The sequence below is a fragment of the Streptomyces sp. SID5910 genome (genome assembly GCF_009862125.1).
Classification (GTDB): Bacteria; Actinomycetota; Actinomycetes; order Streptomycetales; family Streptomycetaceae; genus Streptomyces.
In genome coordinates, this window is record NZ_WWHX01000554.1 from 1 (window position 1) to 19989 (window position 19989).

13 protein-coding genes and 2 pseudogenes are annotated in these 19989 nt (G+C 71.8%); 8 read left to right on the forward strand and 7 right to left on the reverse strand.

The window, feature by feature from the left end; translation table 11 throughout:
• Both GTW67_RS19305 and GTW67_RS19310 read right to left on the reverse strand, forming a co-directional pair.
• Positions 1–449: phosphatase PAP2 family protein (locus GTW67_RS19305; protein ID WP_161166069.1), on the reverse strand; the 449-nt coding region annotated here is incomplete at its 3' end.
• A gap of 166 nt (positions 450–615) precedes the next feature.
• On the reverse strand, positions 616–1188 hold the full coding sequence (locus GTW67_RS19310) for a DUF5134 domain-containing protein (RefSeq protein WP_161166070.1): 573 nt from the start codon (positions 1186–1188) through the stop codon (positions 616–618).
• Positions 1189–1369: 181 nt separating this feature from the next.
• Here GTW67_RS19310 and GTW67_RS19315 point away from each other — a divergent pair.
• The 4 genes and pseudogenes from GTW67_RS19315 to GTW67_RS19330 all read left to right on the forward strand — a co-directional run.
• Positions 1370–1798 (forward strand): annotated as a pseudogene (locus GTW67_RS19315) (FUSC family protein); the annotation flags it as partial.
• 173 nt (positions 1799–1971) lie between these two features.
• Complete coding sequence (locus GTW67_RS19320) at positions 1972–2538, forward strand: type 1 periplasmic-binding domain-containing protein (protein WP_161166071.1); 567 nt, start codon at positions 1972–1974, stop codon at positions 2536–2538.
• A gap of 37 nt (positions 2539–2575) precedes the next feature.
• Complete coding sequence (locus GTW67_RS19325; protein ID WP_161166072.1) at positions 2576–4753, forward strand: MMPL family transporter; 2178 nt, start codon at positions 2576–2578, stop codon at positions 4751–4753.
• A 385-nt stretch (positions 4754–5138) separates the two neighbouring features.
• Positions 5139–7208: a helix-turn-helix transcriptional regulator gene (locus tag GTW67_RS19330; RefSeq protein WP_161166073.1), complete on the forward strand. Its 2070-nt coding sequence runs from the start codon at positions 5139–5141 to the stop codon at positions 7206–7208.
• A 116-nt stretch (positions 7209–7324) separates the two neighbouring features.
• Here the strand turns inward: GTW67_RS19330 and GTW67_RS19335 are convergent, their stop codons facing one another.
• The gene (locus GTW67_RS19335) at positions 7325–10168 is read right to left on the reverse strand and encodes an AAA family ATPase (RefSeq protein WP_161166074.1); all 2844 of its coding nucleotides are present in this window, start codon (positions 10166–10168) and stop codon (positions 7325–7327) included.
• Between the two features lie 397 nt (positions 10169–10565).
• Between GTW67_RS19335 and GTW67_RS19340 the strand changes: the two genes are divergently transcribed.
• Complete coding sequence (locus GTW67_RS19340; protein WP_161166075.1) at positions 10566–11654, forward strand: polyprenyl synthetase family protein; 1089 nt, start codon at positions 10566–10568, stop codon at positions 11652–11654.
• A gap of 137 nt (positions 11655–11791) precedes the next feature.
• Positions 11792–12682, forward strand: coding sequence for an aromatic prenyltransferase (locus GTW67_RS19345; protein ID WP_161166076.1), 891 nt, complete (start codon positions 11792–11794; stop codon positions 12680–12682).
• 54 nt (positions 12683–12736) lie between these two features.
• Here the strand turns inward: GTW67_RS19345 and GTW67_RS19350 are convergent, their stop codons facing one another.
• The 4 genes from GTW67_RS19350 to GTW67_RS19365 form a co-directional block, all read right to left on the reverse strand.
• Positions 12737–13399 (reverse strand): response regulator, encoded by a 663-nt coding sequence (locus GTW67_RS19350; protein ID WP_161166077.1) that lies wholly within the window; start codon positions 13397–13399, stop codon positions 12737–12739.
• Positions 13396–14526: a sensor histidine kinase gene (locus GTW67_RS19355; RefSeq protein WP_161166078.1), complete on the reverse strand. Its 1131-nt coding sequence runs from the start codon at positions 14524–14526 to the stop codon at positions 13396–13398. The genes GTW67_RS19350 and GTW67_RS19355 overlap by 4 nt, the downstream gene beginning before the upstream one ends.
• A gap of 120 nt (positions 14527–14646) precedes the next feature.
• Entirely contained in the window at positions 14647–16203 is a 1557-nt protein-coding gene (locus tag GTW67_RS19360) for a vanadium-dependent haloperoxidase (protein ID WP_237518937.1), read from the reverse strand.
• A gap of 64 nt (positions 16204–16267) precedes the next feature.
• Positions 16268–18259, reverse strand: coding sequence for an anthranilate synthase family protein (locus GTW67_RS19365; protein ID WP_161166079.1), 1992 nt, complete (start codon positions 18257–18259; stop codon positions 16268–16270).
• A 241-nt stretch (positions 18260–18500) separates the two neighbouring features.
• On the opposite strand from GTW67_RS19365, the gene GTW67_RS19370 reads away from it, so the two are divergent.
• Both GTW67_RS19370 and GTW67_RS19375 read left to right on the forward strand, forming a co-directional pair.
• On the forward strand, positions 18501–19763 hold the full coding sequence (locus tag GTW67_RS19370; RefSeq protein ID WP_161166080.1) for an aspartate kinase: 1263 nt from the start codon (positions 18501–18503) through the stop codon (positions 19761–19763).
• 13 nt (positions 19764–19776) lie between these two features.
• Positions 19777–19989, forward strand: a pseudogene (locus GTW67_RS19375) (2-amino-4,5-dihydroxy-6-one-heptanoic acid-7-phosphate synthase); the annotation flags it as partial.

Genomic DNA, 19989 nt, shown 5'->3' on the forward strand with positions numbered 1-19989 from the left:
GCGGTCATGGCGTGGCCCGACGGGAAGGCCGCGAAGTGCGCGGTGTCGACGGGGTCGGGCCAGACGGGCCGGGGGCGGTCCACCGCGGCCTTCAGGACCTGTTGCAGCAGGCTGCCCAGGACGCAGGTGACGGCCAGCCACACGGCCGTCCGCCGGTCCCTGCGCCGCCACCACAGCCACACCACCACCAGCGCGCACAGCAGGCGCATCGTCCAGGGGTCCCACACCCAGTCGGTGAGGACGCGCATGGTGTGCGTGACGCCCGTCTCGTCGACCGCCCAGCGGTGCGTGGTCCGCGCGATGTCGCCGTCCGTGCCGGTCAGCGGGCGCCACTCGGCAGCGACCAGGACGAGCAGCACCAGGGAGCACAGGGCCAGGACCCAGGCCGTGCGGACGACAGTGCGGTGCTGCGGCGGACGGGGCGGGGAGTCGACGGGCGGCGAGTGCATGCTGCGATACTCGCCGACCCGGGGGCCGGGGGGCCAATCTCCCGGCGATGCTGCGTGCGCCATGGGTGCCGGGGACGGGCCAACGCCCCGAGGCCGCCGCCGAGTTGAATCAGGCAGCGCTCCGGTTCGCGGTTCGCGGCGAGACGCCGGGCCGGGTGGCACGGCGTCACATCGTCAGCAGCATCCCCAGCATCGCGATCCCCATCGCCAGCCGGCAGGCCCGCGCCAGCTCCGGCCGGTCGCCCCACCCTGCCCCCGGCCCGCCGCCCGCCACGGCCGTGACGGGCATCGCGACGGGTATCAGGCGCACGCCGGTCAGCAGCACATAGCCGGTGAAGTAGAGCAGCAGCACCCCGGTCAGCAGCGGGACCCCCGAACCGCCGTGCCCGTGGGCATGGCCCTGCGCGGCGGCGGGGGCGGCCGCCATCGCCACCGCCATGTAGACCATCGCCGCGGCCCCGACCAGATGGTGCAGATGATGCCGGGACGAGCGGGCCGCCCACAGCGCGCGCAGCCCCGCGCCGCCGAACACCACCGCGTAGACGGGCCACGCCCACGAGGGCGGGGAGAACACCGCCGCGGGCACGGCCATGGCGGCCATGCCGAACCCCATCAGGGCCTCACCGCCGGCCGCGCGGCGCTGCTCCTCGACGTCGCTGCGCATCCGCAGCAGGCAGTAGGCCCCGGTCGCCGCGCACAGCGCGACCAGCAGCCAGCCGGACGTTGCCGGTCCGTGCACACGCACCTCCCCGCTCGACGGTCGGTCAAGGCCTGCCCGGGCGACGCGGCGCGCACGCGAGCGCAAGGGAGTGCACAGGGGGCATGCGGTGGAGCACGACCGGTCGGAGCAGGTCGGAGACGGGCGCGCGCCCCTCGCGCGAGCATCTTTCACTGGTAAAACACCTGTTAAACTAAATTTCATGCGCAGTGCGACCCCCACCTCCGGCACCTCACTCGGCCGCCGTCTGTCCCTGACCGGCGTGCTGCGGCTGCGCCGCCCCTCCGAGATCTGGTTCAAGCCCGCCCTCAGCTCGGTCGCCGCCATCGCCCCGCCCAACCTGATCCTGCTCGCGCTCGGCCGGCTCGACCTCGCGATGTACACGATGGCCGGATCCCTGTGCGCGCTCTACGCCCACAACCGTCCGTACGCCGCCCGCGCCCGCACCCTGGCCTGGGTGGTGCTCGGCATGCTCGGCGGCGTCGCCGTCGCCCTGGTCACCGCCTCGCTCACCCGCGACGCCGTCGTGCTCGTCACCGTCGGCGCCCTCCTGGCCGCCGTGCAGAAGACGCTGTGCGACGCCACCCGCGTCGGCCCACCGGGCAACGTGGTCCTCACCTTCATCAGCTCCATCCCCGGTGCGGTGCGGTCCCGTACGGCGCCGCTGACGCGTTGATTCAGCAACTGCCGCTCCCTGAAGGCACTCCGCGGGAAGCGGGGCGGCATCACGCGCGCCTCCGAGAGGCCGGCCGGGGCTCCCGTGCGCCCCCGCGCACCCTCATGTCCAAAAGGAACCGAATCGCCATGAGCACCATGAATCCGCACCGCTGGGCGCCGGCGCTCGTCGCCGTGCTGTCGCTCGCCCTCGGCTGCACCGCCTGCGCGGACGACGGGGCCGCGGACGACTCCGCCGCGAATCCCACGGCCGCCGGAAGAGCCCATCCCGGCGCTCCGACCAAGAAGGGGCTGGTCATCGGTTTCCTCCCCAAGCAGGTGCGGGGCAATCTCTACTTCTCCGTCGCGGGCCGGGGCGGCGAGCGGGCGGTCACCCGACTCGGCTCCACCTACCAGGAGGTCGGCACCGCCGGCAGTACGGACACGGCGGGACAGATCAGCCGCGTCGACGAACTGACCGAGCAGAGGGTCGATGCGGTCGTCGTGTCCGCGAAGGACCCGGAAGCCCCTCGCCCGCGTCGACGGCACGGACGCCTTCGCCGAGAGCGCCACGTTCCGCGCCGCCGGCTGACCCGCCGGCAGCATCCCGTCGGACACCCGCCCCGGCCACTACTGCGGAGGGAGTACCGCAACCGCGGTAGGGCCGTCGGCATAGTGCCTCCGTACGTACATCGACGTGACGGCGTCGCCTCGTGAGGATTGAGCCCAACGCTCAACGACTCGAGGAGAGACGATGCCGACCGAGACTCCCCGCACGGACGGAGCTCTGGCGGGGCTAGCCCGGTTCTGTTACCGGCGCCGCCGCATGGTTCTGGTGACCTGGATCATCGGCGTGATCGCGCTGGCGTTCGTGGGCTTCCGCTTCGGTGCCGCCTCCGACAACGATTTCACCGGTGGCGACTCCGGGTCGGCCCAGGCACAGACTCTGATCGAGAAGCACTTCCCCGAGCAGCAGGGGGACACGCTGACCCTCGCGATCAAGGCGGAGAAGGGCATCGACGACCCCGCCGCCCGGCAGAAGATCGAAAAGGTCATCGCCGACCTCGACGCCGCCTCGATCACCGGACCGGTCACCTCGCCGTACGACGACGAGCAGCTGGTGACCGAAGACCGCCGCATCGCCCGTACGACCATCCCACTGACCGATCAGAACGTGAAGAAGACCGAGGTCAAGCCCCTGGTGACCACGGTCAAGGACGCCTCCGGCGACGGCGTGACGCTGGGGCTGGGCGGAGACAAGGCCGAGAAGGCCGAGACGCCCGCGCAGGGGCCCGCCGAGAGCGTGGGCGTCCTGGCGGCGGCGGTCATCCTCTTCATCGCCTTCGGGTCGCTGGTGGCCATGGGGCTGCCGATCGTGACCGCGCTGATGGCGATCCTCGCCGGCATCGCCCTCATCAAGCTGGCCGGACACATCGTCCCCTCGCCGGACTTCACCGTGCTCGTGGCCGCGCTGATCGGACTCGGCGTCGGCATCGACTACGCCCTGTTCATCGTGACGCGGTACCGGGAGAGCCTGGCGGAGGGCCACGAGCCGGAGGCCGCGACGGTACGGGCCATCACCACCGCCGGTCACGCCGTACTGTTCGCCGGCACGACCGTCGTGATCGCGCTGCTGGGCCTGATCACCATGGGACAGCGGCTGATGACCGGCGTGGCCATCGGCGCGTCCGTCACGGTACTGGTGACGATGATCGCCGCGGTGACCCTGCTGCCGGCGTTCCTGGGCTTCACCGGGTACAAGATCAACTCTCTGCGGCTGCCCCGCCGCACCTCGCGCGCGCAGCGCACCGAGGAGGCCCCGTCGAATGAGCGCCGTACCGCGGCCGAGCGCTGGGCGGGTGTGGTGCAGCGCAAGCCGCTGCTGGCCGCGGTGCTGGCCGGGGCGGGTCTGCTGGTGCTGGCCGCCCCCGCGCTGTCGATGCGGCTGAGCCTGCCCGACGCGAGTGTCCAGCCCCGTGACCGGAGCAGCTACACCTCGTACGAGATCCTCTCCGAGGGCTTCGGACCGGGTTACGGCGCGCCGCTGGTCTTCGCGGCCGAGGTCGACGGGCAGGGCGCCGGACTGGGCCCGGTGGTCGAGGCGGTCAGGAAGACGGAGGGTGTCGCCTACGCCACCGAGCCGCGGGTCAGCCAGGACCAGCGGGCCGCCACCTTCATGGCCTTCCCCACGACGGGATTCCAGGACGAGGCGACCGCGCGGCTCGTGCACGAACTGCGTGACGACGTGCTCCCCCAGGCGTCCGGCGGTGAGAAGGTGCGCATCGGCGGCCCGAACGCCGGAGCGATCGACTTCGCCGACGAGACCGGCACGCGTCTGCCCTGGATGGTCGCGGTGGTCATCCTGCTGTCGCTGTTGCTGCTGGTGGCGCTGGTCCGCTCGGTCACGATCGCCTTGCAGGCCGCCGTGATGAACCTGCTGTCGATCGGCGCCGCCTACGGTGTGCTGGTGGCGGTCGTGCAGTGGGGCTGGCTCGGCCCGGCCCTCGGGTTCCCGACGGAGATGCCGGTCACCACGTGGGTGCCGATGATGATGTTCCCGGTCCTGTTCGGTCTGTCGATGGACTACGAGGTCTTCCTGATCTCGCGGGTCCGCGAGGAGTACGAGCGCACCGGTGACACGCGGACCGCCGTCACCCAGGGACTGGCGAGGACCGCCAAGGTCATCACGGCCGCGGCCGCCATCATGGTCGCCGTGTTCACGACCTCGCTGCTCGGCCCCGACGTGTCGATCAAGCAGATCGGTCTGGGCATGGCCGTCGCCGTGTTCATCGATGCCACCGTCATCCGGATGATCCTCGTCCCCGCGGTGATGGAGCTGTGCGGAAAGGCCAACTGGTGGATGCCCGGACGTCGGGCACCGGAGCCGGCCTCGGTTCCCCCGGCCGGGGTCGAGGAGGAGGCCAGGGTCTGACCCTGCGCACCTTTTCCCGTTCGCACCGTTCGAGGGCTCCGTCCGCAATGGACGGGGCCCTCGGCGTTCCGTCATCGGGGGAATTCGCGTCGAAACGACGCTCGCCGCCTTCCCAGGCATGACAAAAGTTCTATGGAAACACGGCCGAATTTACCTTATGATTTACGCTGCACTACGCCCTGCCCGGTGAACTGTCAATAGATTTTACGTCTCTGTTTCAGATTTCGCCGCTCTCCTCTTATGGCGACTGAAAACGTTCGGTAGGATTGCCACAGGAAGGCGGAGTCGCGTTCACCCACAGGCTTTCTTCACCTTCCCGTAATTCCGTTGACAAGTACGCCAGAGGAAGTGCGCGGTCTCGTAGTACAGCGACGACAGACGGGGGTTGGCCGAGGTCATGGCATGTGGACCGACGATTGGGAGCGGCAAACCGGCAGCCAAGAGCAATGGCACCGGACACGGGCTGGTGGTGCTGGACTCACTGAACGACGAGGCGACCGACGAGCAGATCCTGCAAGGAATTATCGGAGGTGAACCCGACCGCGAACTGCTCGACTTCGCAGCCGGCGCTCGCGGGGATCGCCGAATGCTCCTCGAATTCGCGCTCGGAGCGACCGAAGAAGGACTCGTCGAGCTTCGGGGCGATATCGCTCGAATGACGGAACGACGGATTCCGCGCCGTGTCGCAGCGTGCGTGAAGCGGCACCTGGACGACTTGAGCCCAAGCTGCCGGCACTTTGTACAGGTTGCCGCCGCATTGGGCATGTCCTTCATGCTGGAGGACGTTTCCAGAATGCTGCACCGTTCGTCCGCCAGCCTGCTCTCGCCACTGGACGAGGCCATCGTATCGGGAATCGTCGTCGCGGACGAATTACGGCTCTCGTTCTCGAACGAGTTCCTGCTCCAAGGAATTCTCGAATCAATTCCCGCTCCGGCGCGCGGTGCTTTGCGACGCGAGGCGTCGGAACACCTCAGAAGCCATTCAGCAGCCTCCGAACAGCTTTTTCCGAGCACCGACGAGGTCTGCTCGCCCGCCCATTCCCTGATCATGGACGGACGGGCCACAGCCGGAATCCGGACGGCGGAGCGCGTCCTCGCGGACCCTCATGTCTCCACCGCCACAAGACTCGATGCCGAGGCATCGATAGTCCTCGGCCACTCGCTGCTGGGCACGGAAGAGCACGAAAGGCACGCACGGGGAATTCTCCGGGAACGCGGCGCCGGGCAGGGCGACGTCGTCACCCTGATGGCGTCCACGGCGCTCTCCAGCGCGCTGTGGCGTTCCGGAGCCCTGGACGAAGCGCTCGGTCTGGGACGTGCCGCGGTGCGGTACAGCGACGGTGCCGATCCGGTCTGGCGCATGCACGCCCTGCTGGCGCTCGCCGGGAAGCTCACGGATCTGCGCGCGTTCGAGCAGGCCGAGTCGCTGATCGACGACGCCGAGGCCGGCCTGCGCGCGCTGCCCACCCAGGTCTGGAACGCCGCGCCCGCCGTCGTCCGGGCCCGGCTGTTCCTCCAGGCCGGACGATTCGGCGACGCCCGCCGGGAGGCGGAGCTGGCCGTCGCCGCGGAGAGGCCGGACGCCGTCCCCGTGCTCCGGCCGCTCGCGCACTGCGTGCTCAGCACCGTCGCCCTCTATGTGGGGGACCTGCCCACGGCGGTGGAGAGCCTGGGCCGGGCGCGGAGCGAGCTTGCGAGCGACCGGACAGTACTCCCCTCCGCGCAGTACGCCTGGACGGAACTGCGTATCGCGGTGAAACGGGACGGCCCGCAGGCCGCTGTCGACCTGTTCGCCGGCAAGTACAGGGACCTTCCCACTCAGCGGAGTCTGTACGTGGAGGACCCGGTCGCCGCCCCGTTCCTGGTCCGCCTCGCGCTCGACGTGGGCGACACCGGCCTTGAGCGAAGCGTCCTCGAGACCGTGGACGCTCTGGCCGCCGACAACCCGGGGATCTCCGTCGTCGGGCTCGGCGCCCTGCACGCCAACGCGGTGGCGGCCGGGGACGCGGCCGCGTTGTCGCACATCATCGCCCGGTCACCGGATCCCATCGCCGTCGCCCTGGCGACCGAGGAACTCGCCAAGATCTACCGGTCCAGGACTCCGGGCGGGCGGAGAAGCACGGCCTCCCTCCCCTCGAGTCCGTCGCAGGCGAGGGCGGAGGAGGCCATCGCCTCCCAGCTGAACCCCGTGTGCTGGGCCGGCCTGTCCGACATGGAGCGGCGGATCGCGTATCTGGTGAGTGTGGGGATGACGAACCGTCTGATCGCCAAGGAGGTCCACCTCTCGGCGCACACGGTGAACTATCACCTCCGGAAGATCTACCGGAAGCTGGGCATCAACACCCGCGTCGAACTGGCGAGCGGAGCCGCCACCTATTCGAGCAGAGCGGCGATCTACTCCACCGGGACCGACGGGCGCCCGGGCTTCGGACGGGCCGGCGGTACGGCCGTCTGACCTGTCGCGCGCCGCGGAGTCCAGCCCGAACAGGGCGGGGCCCCTCGGCGGCCGGGCCGGGACTTCCCGGCCCGCCACCGAGGGGGCCCGCCGCTTCGTTCAGCCCGCCGATCCGTTCATCCCGCCGATCCGGGCCGGCCGCAGGCCGCGGCACCGGAGGGGACGGCCTCGTGCGTGAGGAACCGCTTGGTCAGTTCGACCCGGCTGTTGATGTCGAGCTTGGAGAACACGCGCCGCAGGTGACTGTCGACCGTGTGGGGCGACAGGAACAGGCTGCTCGCGGCTTCCCTGTTGGTCATGCCGTCCACGATCGCCCGTACGACGCGCAGTTCCGCGCTCGTGAGGCTCTCCCAGCCCGTCTTGGGCCGTTCGGCGCCCTGCCCGCGCTCGTGGTGCACACCGAGGCGCAGCAGCTTCTTCTGCGCCCGGGCCGTGTCCCGCTGCGCACCGCAGTGCAGATACAGGTCCGCGGCCGACTCCAGCAGGCGGACGGTGCGGGTCCTGTCGCCCATCGACTGCTCGACCAGGGCCGCGTCCTCCAGCGCGCTGCCCGCCGCCAGCGGGCGGGCGGCGTTCCGGTGGAGTTCCACGGCGCGGTGCAACGCCACCATGTCGTTGCGCAGGACGCCCTCGGCGTGTTCGGCGCCTCCCACGAGCGACCGGACCGTCGGATTGCGGTCGGCTATGTGCCGGGCGAACGCGGCCGCCCGTTCGGCCTCGGCGCCGAGGCCCGCCTGTCCGGCCACCCGTACCAGCGCGGCCGCCGCCGTCGGAACCTCGGAGAAGAGCAGGAGGTCCGGTTCCACTCCGCCCTCGGCGTCGATCAGGGTCCGGACCATCGCCGCCGGCCGGCCGCTCGCCGCGTGGAACTGCGCGAGCGCCCAGTCCAGGCGGGCCCGGTCGGCACCGCCGTACGGCACCGGCAGTCGTTCGGCCAGGCGCAACTGGTCGCCGGCGGTGGCGAGATCACCGCGGTGCAGGCTGAGCCGTGCCAGCACGAGACGCGCGGGGACGGAGTCCTCGGGCGCCGACCGGTCCGCCAGCCGCAGCGCCGTCTCGGCCTCGCCCCGGGCCTCGTCGAGCCGGCCGGCCGCGGTGAGGAGTTCGGCGTGATGGCCGTGCCACAGGGTCTCCGGCCAGGCCGCACCGTGTCTCTCCGCCTCACGCCGCACGGCCTCGCAGACGGCCGTCGCCTCGTCGAACAGGTCGGCCGCGGCGAGGGCCCGGACCAGCCAGGTCCACAGCGGGCGTTCGCACGCGTCGCAGTGGGCCGGTGCCGGCGCCTGCCGGGGTGCGCTGGCGCGGAGCCCGACAGGCGCGGTACGAGGGCCGTGGCCGGTCTCGGCCCCCCGTCGCACGGGTGACGGCGTGCGGCCGGCGGGCCGGCTCCCCCGCGCCTCCGCGACGGTGTCGGGCGTACCGGCCGAGCGCCGCGAGACGTCGGCGTGTGCCTCGTTCAAGGCGGCGCGCTCCGCCTCGCCGATGTCCTGCCGCGTCAAGGTCCGCCGCAGGAGGTCCGAGGCCGGGCCGGGGTGGCCGGCGTCCCGCAGCCCCCGGCTCAGACCGAGCACCAACCGCGTCTCGGCCGCCGCCTCCACGCCGGGGCGCAGAGCGACTCGCGCGAGACGGGCGGCCTCGGTGCACCGGCCCGCTCCGGCGAGCAGGCGCAGCGGGGCGGCCAGCGTCCGCGGCACCTCGTCGAACACGTCTCCCAGGGACGCCATGACCCGGGCCGCCAGGTCCTCGCAGTCGCACTCGGGCGACCGGGGTGCCGGGACGGCCGGCGAGCGGGCGGGGGCGGTGGCGCCGAAGGCCGGCGGCGGCACAAGGGCGTCCGCCTCCCCGGCCGGGAGCCGGTGATCCCCGGTGACCGGCCAGGGCGGGGTCACGGGTTCCGGCTCGCCCGTGGGCCACGCGCCGAACGCCACCGCGGCGGACGGCCGGGCTCCGGCGGGCTCCGGCTCCCGCGGCGACGGCAGCAGACGCAGCGCTTCCTCGATCACCTCGTGCTCGAAGGCCAGACCGGTGCCGTCACCGCGGAGCAGGCCCGCGTACACCGCCTCCTCGACGGACGCGGACAGCTCCGCCACCGGCAGGCCGAGCTCGGCCGCCACCTCCTCGGCCGTGAACACCCGACCGCTCCTGCTGCCGGACACGAGCAGGCGCCGCAGCGCCGGGGTCATCCCGTCCAGCAGACGGCCGACGGCCCCGAGGACGCCTTCGGGCAGCCGCTCGGACACCACCGAGGCCGTGCCGTCGACGACCACCACCTGGCCCTCCTCGCGGAAGGCGTCGAGCAGGTTCTCCAGCAGCCAGGGGTTGCCGCCGCAGCGGTGCGCCCAGCGCAGCACCGACGTGTCCGGTTCGGCGCCGAGAACCTCGGTGCACAGCGCGGCCGAGGCGTCGCCGTCCAGCGCCCCCAGCGCGAGCCGCAGCGCGGTGTGGTCGGTGAGCGAGCCGAGGGCGTGCTGGGCGAGCGACCGGGCCGGCGTCGGCCGCCGGGCGAGCAGCCACAGCACCGGTGACGAGGTGAGCGTCTGCACCAGGCCACGCAGTGCCAGGGCGCCGGCGTCGTCGATCCGCTGGACCTCGTCCAGGGCGATCACGAGAGGCCGCCCGCGTGCCGCGCTCTCGGCCAGTTCACCGACGCGGTCCGTCAGCCGGAACGGGTTGCCGTCCGGGCGTGCCAGGGCGTCGAAGTCGGCCGCCTCGGGCATCAGATGCCGCAACCCGCCGATCAGCAGCCGGAGGGGGGCCGGCTGGTCGGCTCCGCCCGCCTGCCCGGCGACCACCGTGAAGCCGCGCTCCGCCGCCCCGGAGGTCACGGCGCGCAGCAGCCGCGTCTTGCCCGTCCCGAACGGTCCCTCGAAGAGGAGACAGCCCCCGGAGCCCCGCGAGAGGGCCTCCATCCGGCTGTCCACCACGGACAGCACGTGTTCACGCCCGATCAAAGGATTCACGATTACCCCCGTGTCACTCCGGACGATCTTCCGACGCGTGCTGTGGCCCGCGGACGCGGTGTGCAACAACCCGTTCCGGCGGTCGAACACCTCCGGGCGACCCCGGCCACAGCGGTAATACGCGGGTAATCTACGGCCGGCCGCCTCCAGAATCCCGTGTTCGGGCGAGTGGTCCGGCACTACTCGTGCGAGTAGTGGGCACGGCATCGCACCGTGGCTAATATCGGGCCGTGCCGATTCCCGGTCGAGTGACGCAAGGCCGTGAATTCGCTTCTCCGGGGATCGGCGTCGTTTTTCGCAGGCACACGGCGGAGTTCATCGCGAACTCGGCGAGTTCCCGGTAGTAGTCGATGCGCGCCCTCCAGAGTGATCGTCGTCCCGATCGGGAGTTGAGAGCATGACCGTCAGCCATCTCGAAGCAGCCACGGACGCGTACGCCGTCGACGCCGCGCTCGGCGACTTCCTCGCCGAGCGGCGTGCCGAGGCGGAGGCGCTCGGCAGTGACGTCGTGGCGATGGTCGCCGAGCTGGAGAGCTATGTGCTCGGCGGCGGCAAGCGGATGCGGCCGGCCTTCGCCCTGCTGGGCTGGATCGGTGCCGGCGGCGACCCGGACGGGCCCGCCGCGGCGGCGGTGGTGCGGGCCTGCGCGGGGCTGGAACTGCTGCACGCCGCGGCCCTGATGCACGACGACATCATCGACGCCTCCCGCACCCGCCGCGGCCGTCCCGCCGCGCATGTCGCACTCGCCGGACAGCACCGGACGCGGCGCTTCTCCGGCGACGCGGACGCCTTCGGCACCGGCACGGCCCTGCTGCTCGGGGACCTCGCCCAGAGCTGGGCCGACGCCCTGATCCGGGCGTCCGGGCTGCCCGCGGACGCGCAGGCCCGGATCGGACCGGTCTGGTCCGCCGTGCGCTCGGAAGTCCTCTACGGTCAGCTGCTCGACCTGATCAACCAGGCGAGCCGCGCCGAGGACGTCGACTCGGCGCTGCGCGTCAACCGGTACAAGACCGCCTCCTACACGGTGGAACGCCCCCTTCAGTTCGGTGCCGCCATCGCCGACGCGCCGGCCGAACTCGTGGCGGCCTACCGGGCCTTCGGCGCCGACGTCGGGATCGCCTTCCAGCTCCGGGACGACCTGTTGGGCGTGTTCGGCGACCCGGAGGTGACCGGCAAGCCGTCGGGCGACGACCTCCGTGAGGCCAAGCGGACGGTACTGCTCGCGACGGCGCTCCAGCGGGCGGACGAACACGATCCGGACGCCGCCCTGTTCCTGCGGAGCGTGATCGGCACCGACCTCTCCGACGACGAACTCGCCACCGTCCGGCGCGTTCTCGTCGACGTCGGCGCGGTGGCCCGCGTCGAACGGCAGATCTCGCTGCGCACCGAACGGGCCGTCGCCGTGCTGGAGGCGAGCGGGGCCGGCCGGCCCGCGAAGCAACGGCTCGCCGACATGGCGGTCCACGCGACGCAGCGGACCCGATGACGGCGGCGGCCGGCCCGGGAACCTCCGCCGTCCAAGGCGTCCTGCTCGGCACCGTCGTCTCGGGCCGCACGCGTACGCCCGCGGACGGGCGCGTGCCGCCATCAACTCTCCCCCGCCGGGGGATGATTGGAGGAGACATGTCCGAAACCGCTGGAGCCGCGGAACTTCACTCGGCCCTCGAGGACGCGGCCCGCCTGCTGGGCGTGGCCTGCTCGCGCGACACGGTCGCGCCCGTCCTGTCCACGTACGCGGACACCTTCGAGCACGACGGCACCGTGGTCGCCTTCCGGGTCGCGACGGGCAAGCGGCACATCGGCGAACTCGACTGCCGGTTCACGACCCACCCCGCGCACCGCGATCCCTACGCGCTCGCCCTGTCGAACGGCATCACGCCGAGGACCGACCATCCCGTCGGCTCCCTGCTCTCCGCCATTCAGGGACGGCTGCCCGTGGACAGCCACGGGATCGACTTCGGAGTGGTGGGCGGCTTCAAGAAGATCTACACGTTCTTCGCCCCCGACGCCCTTCAGGAGCTGTCGACGCTCGTCGGCCTTCCGTCCATGCCGCGCAGCGTCGCCGGGAACGGGGACTTCTTCACCCGGTACGGACTGGACGACCGGGTCGGCGTGGTCGGCATCGACTACCCGCACCGCACCGTCAACGTGTACTTCAACGACGTGCCCGCGGAGTGCTTCGAGGAGGGGACGATCCGCGCGATGCTCCGTGAGTCCGGGTTCGCCGAGCCGAGCGAGCAGATGCTCGGGCTCGGCCGGGCGGCGTTCGGGCTGTACGTCACGCTGAGTTGGGACTCCCCGAAGATCGAGCGCATCTGCTATGCCGTGACCACGACGGACCTGGGGACCCTTCCGGTGCGCCTGGCACCGGAGATCGATAAGTTCGTGAGCAGCGTTCCGTACAGCGGAGCCGACCGGAAGTTCGTCTACGGCGTCGCGCTCGCGCCCGAAGGGGAGTACTACAAGCTGGAGTCGCACTACAGGTGGAAGCCCGGAGCGATGGACTTCATCTAGTCGTCCCACGGAGCCGGCGGACCCGGGGCACCGGCCCCGGGTCCGCCGGCGTGCTCAGCGCCCTCGGGGGACGACCAGGCCGGCCTCGTAGGCGAACACGACGAGTTGGGCGCGGTCGCGGGCCTGAAGCTTGATCATGGCTCGGTTGATGTGGGTCTTCGCGGTGAGGGGGCTGATCACCATGCGGTCGGCGATCTCGTCGTTGGACAGGCCCTGCGCGGCCAGCGCGACGGCCTCGCGCTCGCGGTTGGTCAGCTCCGCCAGCCCGGGTCCGACCTCCACGCTGGGCTGCTGGGCGATGTACCGGCCGATCAGCATCCTGGTGATCGTGGGCGCGAGCAGCGCGTCACCGCGGGCGGCGACGCGTACGGAGTGCAGCAGGTCCTCGGGCTCGATGTCCTTGACGAGGAACCCCGCCGCGCCGGCGCGCAGTGCGTTGAACACGTACTCGTCGACGCCGTAGTTGGTCAGGATGACCACCCGTACGCCGGACAGGGACGGGTCGGCGGCGATCTGCCGGGTCGTCTCGATGCCGTCCATGACCGGCATCTGGACGTCGACGAGCGCGATGTCGGGCAGATGCTTCCTGGCGAGCGCGAGGCCCTCCTTCCCGTCGGCGGCCTCGGCCACCACCTCGATGTCGTCCTCGGCGTCGAGCAGCGCGCGAAAGCCGCTGCGCAGGAGTGGCTGGTCGTCCAGCAGCAGTACACGGATCATGAGATGCGGGCCACCGGGATCTCGGCCTGGACGGTGAAGCCGCCCTCGACGCGCGGTTCCGCCAGCAGGCGGCCGCCCAGAGCGGTGACGCGCTCGCGCATCCCCAGCAGGCCGACGCCGGCCACGGGGGTGGAGCCCGGCTCGGCCCTGCCGTCGTCGTCGACGCGGATGGCGAGTGCGTCCGGACGGTAGTCGATGCGGATGGACGCGGTGGCGGCCGCGGCGTGGCGGGCGACGTTGGTGAGCGACTCCTGCACGATCCGGTAGGCGGTGCGGTCGACGGCGTCCGGCACGTCCTGGCGTTCCCCCTCGATCGTCAGCGTGGTCTTCAGGCCTATCCCATGGGCACGCTGCACCAGTTCGGGCACGCGGTCGAGCCCGTACGACGGCGACTTGGTCTCGTCCCGCAGCGTCTCCAGGGTCGCGCGCAGCTCGCGGGTCGCCTCGCGGCCGGCCCCCTGGATCGCGAGCAGCGACTCGGGGATCTCCTCGCCGCGCTTGCGCGCCAGGTGGACGGCGACCTCCGCCTGCACCTTGACGATCGAGATCTGGTGGGTCAGCGAGTCGTGCAGCTCACGCGCGATGTGCAGCCGTTCCTCGGAGGCGCGCAGCCGCGCGGTCTCCTCCCGGGTGCGTTCGGCCTCGTCCGCCCGCTGCTCGGCCTGCCGCAGCGCCTCGCCCGCGGCGCCGGCGGCGATCAGCCAGGCCAGCTCCAGGACCCCCCGGGCCTGGGCGAACGCGTCGGCGGCGGGGCCCTCGCCCGGAGACGCCATGACCGCGAAGGGCAGACCGAGCAGCATCGCCACGCACACCAGCACGGTCACCGGGCCGCGCCCCGACCGTACGGAGGTGTAGACGGCGAACAGGAACGCCACGGCGGGGACCTCGAAGCCGACCGCGTTGTACCCCACCACGCACAGGCCCGTGACGATCAGGGCGGTGAGCGGGGCGCGGCGACGGGCGACCAGGGCCAGGCCGCTCGTCACCACCAGTACGTACCCGAGCGGCGCGAGGTCCGTGGCGGCGTGGTCGCCGGACAGTGCCGTGACCAGCAGTACCGCCGCCAGCCCGACCGCGATCACGTAGTCCCCGGCCTGGGCCCAGACGCGGGACAGTCCTGTGCTCATACGCGCACCCTAGCCGGGCCGTGCGGCCGGTGGGTCCTCCCTGTGGAGGAACGGCCGACTACCGCCGGCGCGGTACTCCTGCGGGGTGTCACCGCGGCCGAGCGGCGCCTGAGCGCCGGCTCAGGAATCGACGTCGCCCCTGATGTGCCGCCGCGCGTACTCGTAGCCGAGGTCACCGAACTGCGTGCCGAACACGATGGACTCCTCGACCGTCTTCTTGAAGTGCACGCCGCCCCGCACCCTGCTGACGGCGCACTCCCGGACGAAGTCGGACCACGTGGCGTAGTGCAGCTCGATGTCGCGGGCGGGTGTGGTCCCGGGTTCCACACGCGTCCCGCCGGCGGCGGTGGTGAAACCGAGGTCCAGGACGTCGTCGCCGAAGAAGCGCCGCACCGCCTGGGCCTGCGCGGCACAGAGCGTGGTGGAGCCCGACGGGTACTCGGGATGGTCCCCGACGTTCAGGTAGCTCGCCCACTCGTCGGCGGGGAGGTCGGTGACCCTTCCCCTGCCGGGCCCGCCCCAGGCGGTGACCGGGGAACTGCCGTACACGTGGCGGATCGCGCTGAAGGGCCGGACGGAGTCGTACTTGGCCTTCTGGTACCAGCAGGCGATCAGCGTGTCGTACAGCGACACGGTGTTCGTGAAGAACAGGTGGACCCAGCGGTCCAGGTCCATCCGGTCGGCGTGGGCCCAGCCCGCGGCACCGACCGATCTGCCGATGCCGAGGAGTTTGTCGTCGAAGAACTCGACCGCCACCTTCTGCGCGTCGGTGAGGGCGGCCGAGGCCTCCAGGATCTCGTCCACCGAGCGCTTGTACTCACGCGCCCGGGTGTGGTCGCTGTGCCGGGGCGGGGCGAGCTTGAAGCGGCCGGGGTCCCGGAAGGTGTGGGCCTTCGACCGTGCCATCTGCGGCGTGACGAAGTGCTGGACGACGAAGATGCCCTTGTCCCCCGCTCCCCCGCCCAGACGGCGGCCGTGCGGCCCCAGGCCCGGTTGCCAGCGCGAGGGGTCGTCCAGCTCGTAGGCCGTGTTCACCGGACGGTAGCCGGTGTAGTCGGCGTAGGGGCGGCCGTTGTACCGGCGCCCCACGTCGCCGAGCTGGTTCATGCCGTCCCGCTCGGCGGCCGCGACGACGGCCTTGCCGGCCAGGTTGCCGATGCCGACCGGGCTGGTCCGGTCCTGCGAGGTGTCGTCGGGGTTCAGGCCGATCGCGGTCATCAGGTCGCGGAAGGCCGCCTCCCGCCCCGTCTCGACTCCCTGCACCACTCGGAACGAGGCGTACATGCCGGCGATGTTCTTGTTCCTGTTGGTGGCGGCCTCGCCGGAGGGGCGGCGGCCGAGCCGGGAGTGCACGCCCACCGCGGTGGGGTGGTAGGGCGCCACCGCGTCGAACCAGGCGGTGGTGGAGAGGTGGACGAAGCGGTGCAGCACGGTCGCGTCCATGGGGGCGATGGCGCTCTCGAGCGGGCTGTACTTGTAGATCAGGTCCCAGATGAAGTTCCCGGTGTCGAAGTCGAAGTCCGCGGGCGTCGCCGCGGGAGAGCCGGTGGACGGGCCGGCGGCGGCCGTGCCGCCGAGCCCCACGGTGGCCAGCGTCACGGTCGAGGCGCCGCCGAGCAGCAGGGATCTGCGTCGCGGGGCCGCGGCCGTGAGCGGGGAACGTGCGGAGGTCGTCATGGACTGTGTCCTTCGTGTCGTCGTGGCAACGAGGAGGCTGGTACGGCCTCCTGCGCGGGGCCTCTCACCTGCCGTGCGCTCCCACGCGCACGCCGGCGGGCCCCGGAACGCCGGCGCTGTCCGCCTCCGCCAGCAGGGAGGTGAGCAGTTCGGCGAGAATCCGCGGACCGTGCTGGGTGAGTACGGATTCGAGGTGGAACTGCACGGAACGGAACCCCGGGCCGCGCAGCGCGTGCACTTCCCCGGTCCCGGGCTCACGGCTCACCTCCACGGGCCCGCGCCGCGCCGTGCCGGGAAGCGCGTCGTGTGCGGCGCGTGCCGCGTACGTGTTGTAGAAGCCGACGAGTTCGTCGCGGCCGAACAGGTTCACCCTCTTCTGCACGCCTTGGTTGGGCACCGGGCGCCGGACCACGTCCAGGCCCAGTTCACCGGCGAGTACCTGGTGGCCGAGGCAGATGGACAGGAACGGGACGCCGCCGGCGAGCAACTCGCGGGTGAGCGCGCGCAGCGAGCCGATGCGCGGGTCCGTCGGGTCGCGGGGGTCTCCGGGGCCGGGGCCGACGACGACGAGGTCGAACTCGTCGGCCGGCAGCGGGCGGTCGAAGCGGGTCAGCGTGGTCCTCAGGCCGAGGGCGCGCAGTTGATGGCCGAGCATGCCCGTGAAGGTGTCCTCGTGGTCGACGACGAGGACCTCTCGTCCGGTCAGCTCCGGGTCGGGTCTGCCGTGCCCGGGTCCGTCGAGCCAGAAGCGCGACAGTGTGCTGTTGCGGGCTCGCAGGGCCCGGCGCACCCGGGGGTCGTCGGCCGGTGAGGGGCGTGCGGCCGCCGGGGCGGACGCGGCGCTCCCGGTGCCGTCGCCGTCCGCGAGGCCGAGTGCCTGGAGCACTCCCGCGGCCTTGGCCCGGGTCTCGGCCACCTCGGACGCGGGTGCGGAGTCACGGACGAGGGTGGCGCCGACCCCGAGGCGCAGCCGGCCGCCGTTGTCGATCTCCGCGGTACGGATCATGATCGTGGAGTCCAGGGTGCGGCTGCCCGCCGCGTCCCGGCCGATCAGGGCGAGGACACCGCCGTAGTATCCGCGGCCCGTCGCCTCATGACGGCCGATGACCCGGAAGGCGTTCTCCAGGGGGCTGCCCGTGACGGTCGGCGCGAGAAGGGTCTCGCGGAGAATATCGCGCACGTCCATTTCGCTGTGCCCGGTCAGGATGTATTCGGAATGCGTGAGCCGCGCCATTTCCTTGAGGAACGGCCCGTGCATCCGGCCGCCGAACGTGCACATACGGGCCATCATTTTCAGTTCCTCATCGACGACCATGCAGAGTTCGCCGGCCTCTTTGCGGTCGTTGATGAACTCCAGTGTCCCGGCGATGTCAGGACCGGTCCGTGGATGCCGGTAGGTACCGCTGATCGGGTTCATGGAGACGACACCGCCGGCCATGCTGACGTGCCGTTCCGGCGACGCGCCGACGAACGTGCCCGCCCCGGTGTGGAACAAGAACGTCCAGTACGAACCGAGTTCGCCGGTGAGGAGCCGCCGGAAGACGGCCAGCGCCGTGCGCACCGAGTAGTCGTCCAGCCGTGCGACGAAGGACCGCCGGATGACGAAGTTGGAACCGGCGCCCTGCCCGATCTCGTCGCGCAGCACCCGCTCGACGATCGCCGCGTACTCCTCGTCGCCGATGTCGAAGCCCGCGCCGGACACCGCCACGTCCAGGTCGGGCAGGCCGGCCAGGGCCTGCTCACGGCTGACCCGGTCCTCTTCCCGTACGCGCAGGGCGAGCAGCGGCGCGTGGTCGTCCCGGCAGGCGAAGCCGCGTTCGGTGATCTGCCGGTAGGGAACCGCCACGAGCAGGTCGTGCCGCGCGTCGCCCGCCGGTCCGTCGGGCAGCGGCAGCTCCGCGAGAGCGGGCACCTCGCGGACGTCGCCGGTCAGGACCTCCACGCACGCGTCCTGGGCGGAGCCGGGCCGGTACAGCAGGGCGAAGGCACGCCCGTCCCGGCCGAGCCCGGCCAGGGCGTCCGGGCGGCCGGCCGTGCTCGAATCCGTCCCCTGCATAGTGCTCCCCTTCACGTGAGACCGGATGACCCCTCTCGATATTGCGGAGGCGAATGGCGCCGCACATGACGTGAAGCCGCCATCCCGCGTTTCAGCCAACGCAGTACCTGTATGGCGTGCCCCTATGGCGTGAACAACTGAAGGGCACAGCACTACTCGGGCGGGTAGTGGGCGGGGCCGTGAACCGCGCTTACTGTCGTGCCATGCCGGTTCGACGAGAGCGGTGAAATCGACTGTGGATGTGCTGGTCCAGAAATACGGCGGTACCTCTTTGGAGACGCTCGCCCGTGTTCGGCACGCCGCCCTCCGGGTCGCGGCGGCGCGGCGGCGCGGTGCCTCGGTGGCCGTGGTCGTCTCCGCGCGGGGCGGCAGGACCGACGACCTGCTGCGCCTGGCGGCGGACATCGGCGCCACGTCCGCGTCCCGTGAACTGGACCAGCTGCTGGCCGTGGGCGAACAGGAGTCGGCGGCCCTCATGGCCCTCACGCTGAACAGGCTGGGGGTGCCCGCGGTGTCGCTGACCGGTCAGCAGGCCGGGATCGAGACCACCGACCGGCACGGCGAGGCGCTCATCTCGCGCATCGGAGCCGCCCGGGTGCGGGACGCCCTGGGGGCCGGCCAGGTCGCCGTGGTCACCGGATTCCAGGGCGTCGACCGCGCCGGGGACGTCGCCACGCTCGGGCGGGGCGGTTCCGACACCACCGCGGTGGCGCTGGCCGCTCGGCTTCGCGCGACGGCGTGCGAGATCTACACCGACGTGGACGGCGTCTTCAGCGCCGACCCCCGGATCCTGCCCGCGGCGCGGTGTCTGCCGTGGATCGCGCCCGGTGTCATGGCGGAGATGGCGTTCGCCGGCGCGAAGGTGCTGCACACCCGCTGCATCGAACTGGCCGCAATGGAAGGGGTCGAAGTGCACGTGCGCAACGTGTCGTCGCAGGCGCCCGGAACCGTCGTCGCCGAGCGGCCGGAGGACCGGCCGCTGGAGACCCGGCGGGCGGTCGTGGCGGTGACCCACGACACCGACGTGGCCCGGGTGCTGGTGCACTGCCGCGACAGCCGCCGGGACCTGGCGGCCGACGTGCTGGGGGTGCTGGCCGCGCACGGGTTGGTGGTGGACCTGGTGGCCAGGTCCGGTGCCCATGAGAGCGAGTTCCGCATGGGGTTCACCGTCCGCCGCAGCCAGGCGGACGCCGTCCGGGCCCCGCTGCACGAGGTGACGGCCGCCTTCGGCGGCGGCGTGCACTTCGACGAGAACGTCGGCAAGGTCTCGGTCGTCGGGATGGGCCTGCTCAGCCGGCCCGAGTACACGGCCAGGCTCATGGCGGCACTCGCCGCCGCGGGGATCCCGACGAGCTGGATCTCCACCTCGCAGCTGCGGCTGTCCGTGATCGTGCCGCGCGAGCGCACCGCCGACGCCGTCGAGGTTCTGCACCGCGCCTTCCACCTCGACCGGCACGAGCCGTGCGACGTCACGTCCGCGGCCGGCTCTTCCGCCACCGTTTGAGAGGCAGGACCCAGTGGCAGTACACAACGCTTCGTTCGCCCGAAGTCTCCGGCTGCGACGGCTGTTCCGGCACGGCGACGGGCGCCTGCTCGTCGTCCCCCTCGATCACTCCGTCACCGACGGGCCGCTGCGGCCCGGGGATCTCGACTCCCTGCTCGGCGAGCTGACCGGCACCGGCGTCGACGCCGTGGTCCTGCCCAAGGGCAGTCTGCGCCATGTCGACCCC

Coding starts and splice junctions, on each gene's coding strand:
- GTW67_RS19320 (WP_161166071.1), top strand. CDS start 1,972: ATGAGCACCATGAATCCGCACCGCTGGGCGCCGGCGCTCGTCGCCGTG.
- GTW67_RS19325 (WP_161166072.1), top strand. CDS start 2,576: ATGCCGACCGAGACTCCCCGCACGGACGGAGCTCTGGCGGGGCTAGCC.
- GTW67_RS19340 (WP_161166075.1), top strand. CDS start 10,566: ATGACCGTCAGCCATCTCGAAGCAGCCACGGACGCGTACGCCGTCGAC.
- GTW67_RS19345 (WP_161166076.1), top strand. CDS start 11,792: ATGTCCGAAACCGCTGGAGCCGCGGAACTTCACTCGGCCCTCGAGGAC.
- GTW67_RS19350 (WP_161166077.1), bottom strand. CDS start 13,399: ATGATCCGTGTACTGCTGCTGGACGACCAGCCACTCCTGCGCAGCGGC.
- GTW67_RS19355 (WP_161166078.1), bottom strand. CDS start 14,526: ATGAGCACAGGACTGTCCCGCGTCTGGGCCCAGGCCGGGGACTACGTG.
- GTW67_RS19360 (WP_237518937.1), bottom strand. CDS start 16,203: ATGACGACCTCCGCACGTTCCCCGCTCACGGCCGCGGCCCCGCGACGC.
- GTW67_RS19365 (WP_161166079.1), bottom strand. CDS start 18,259: ATGCAGGGGACGGATTCGAGCACGGCCGGCCGCCCGGACGCCCTGGCC.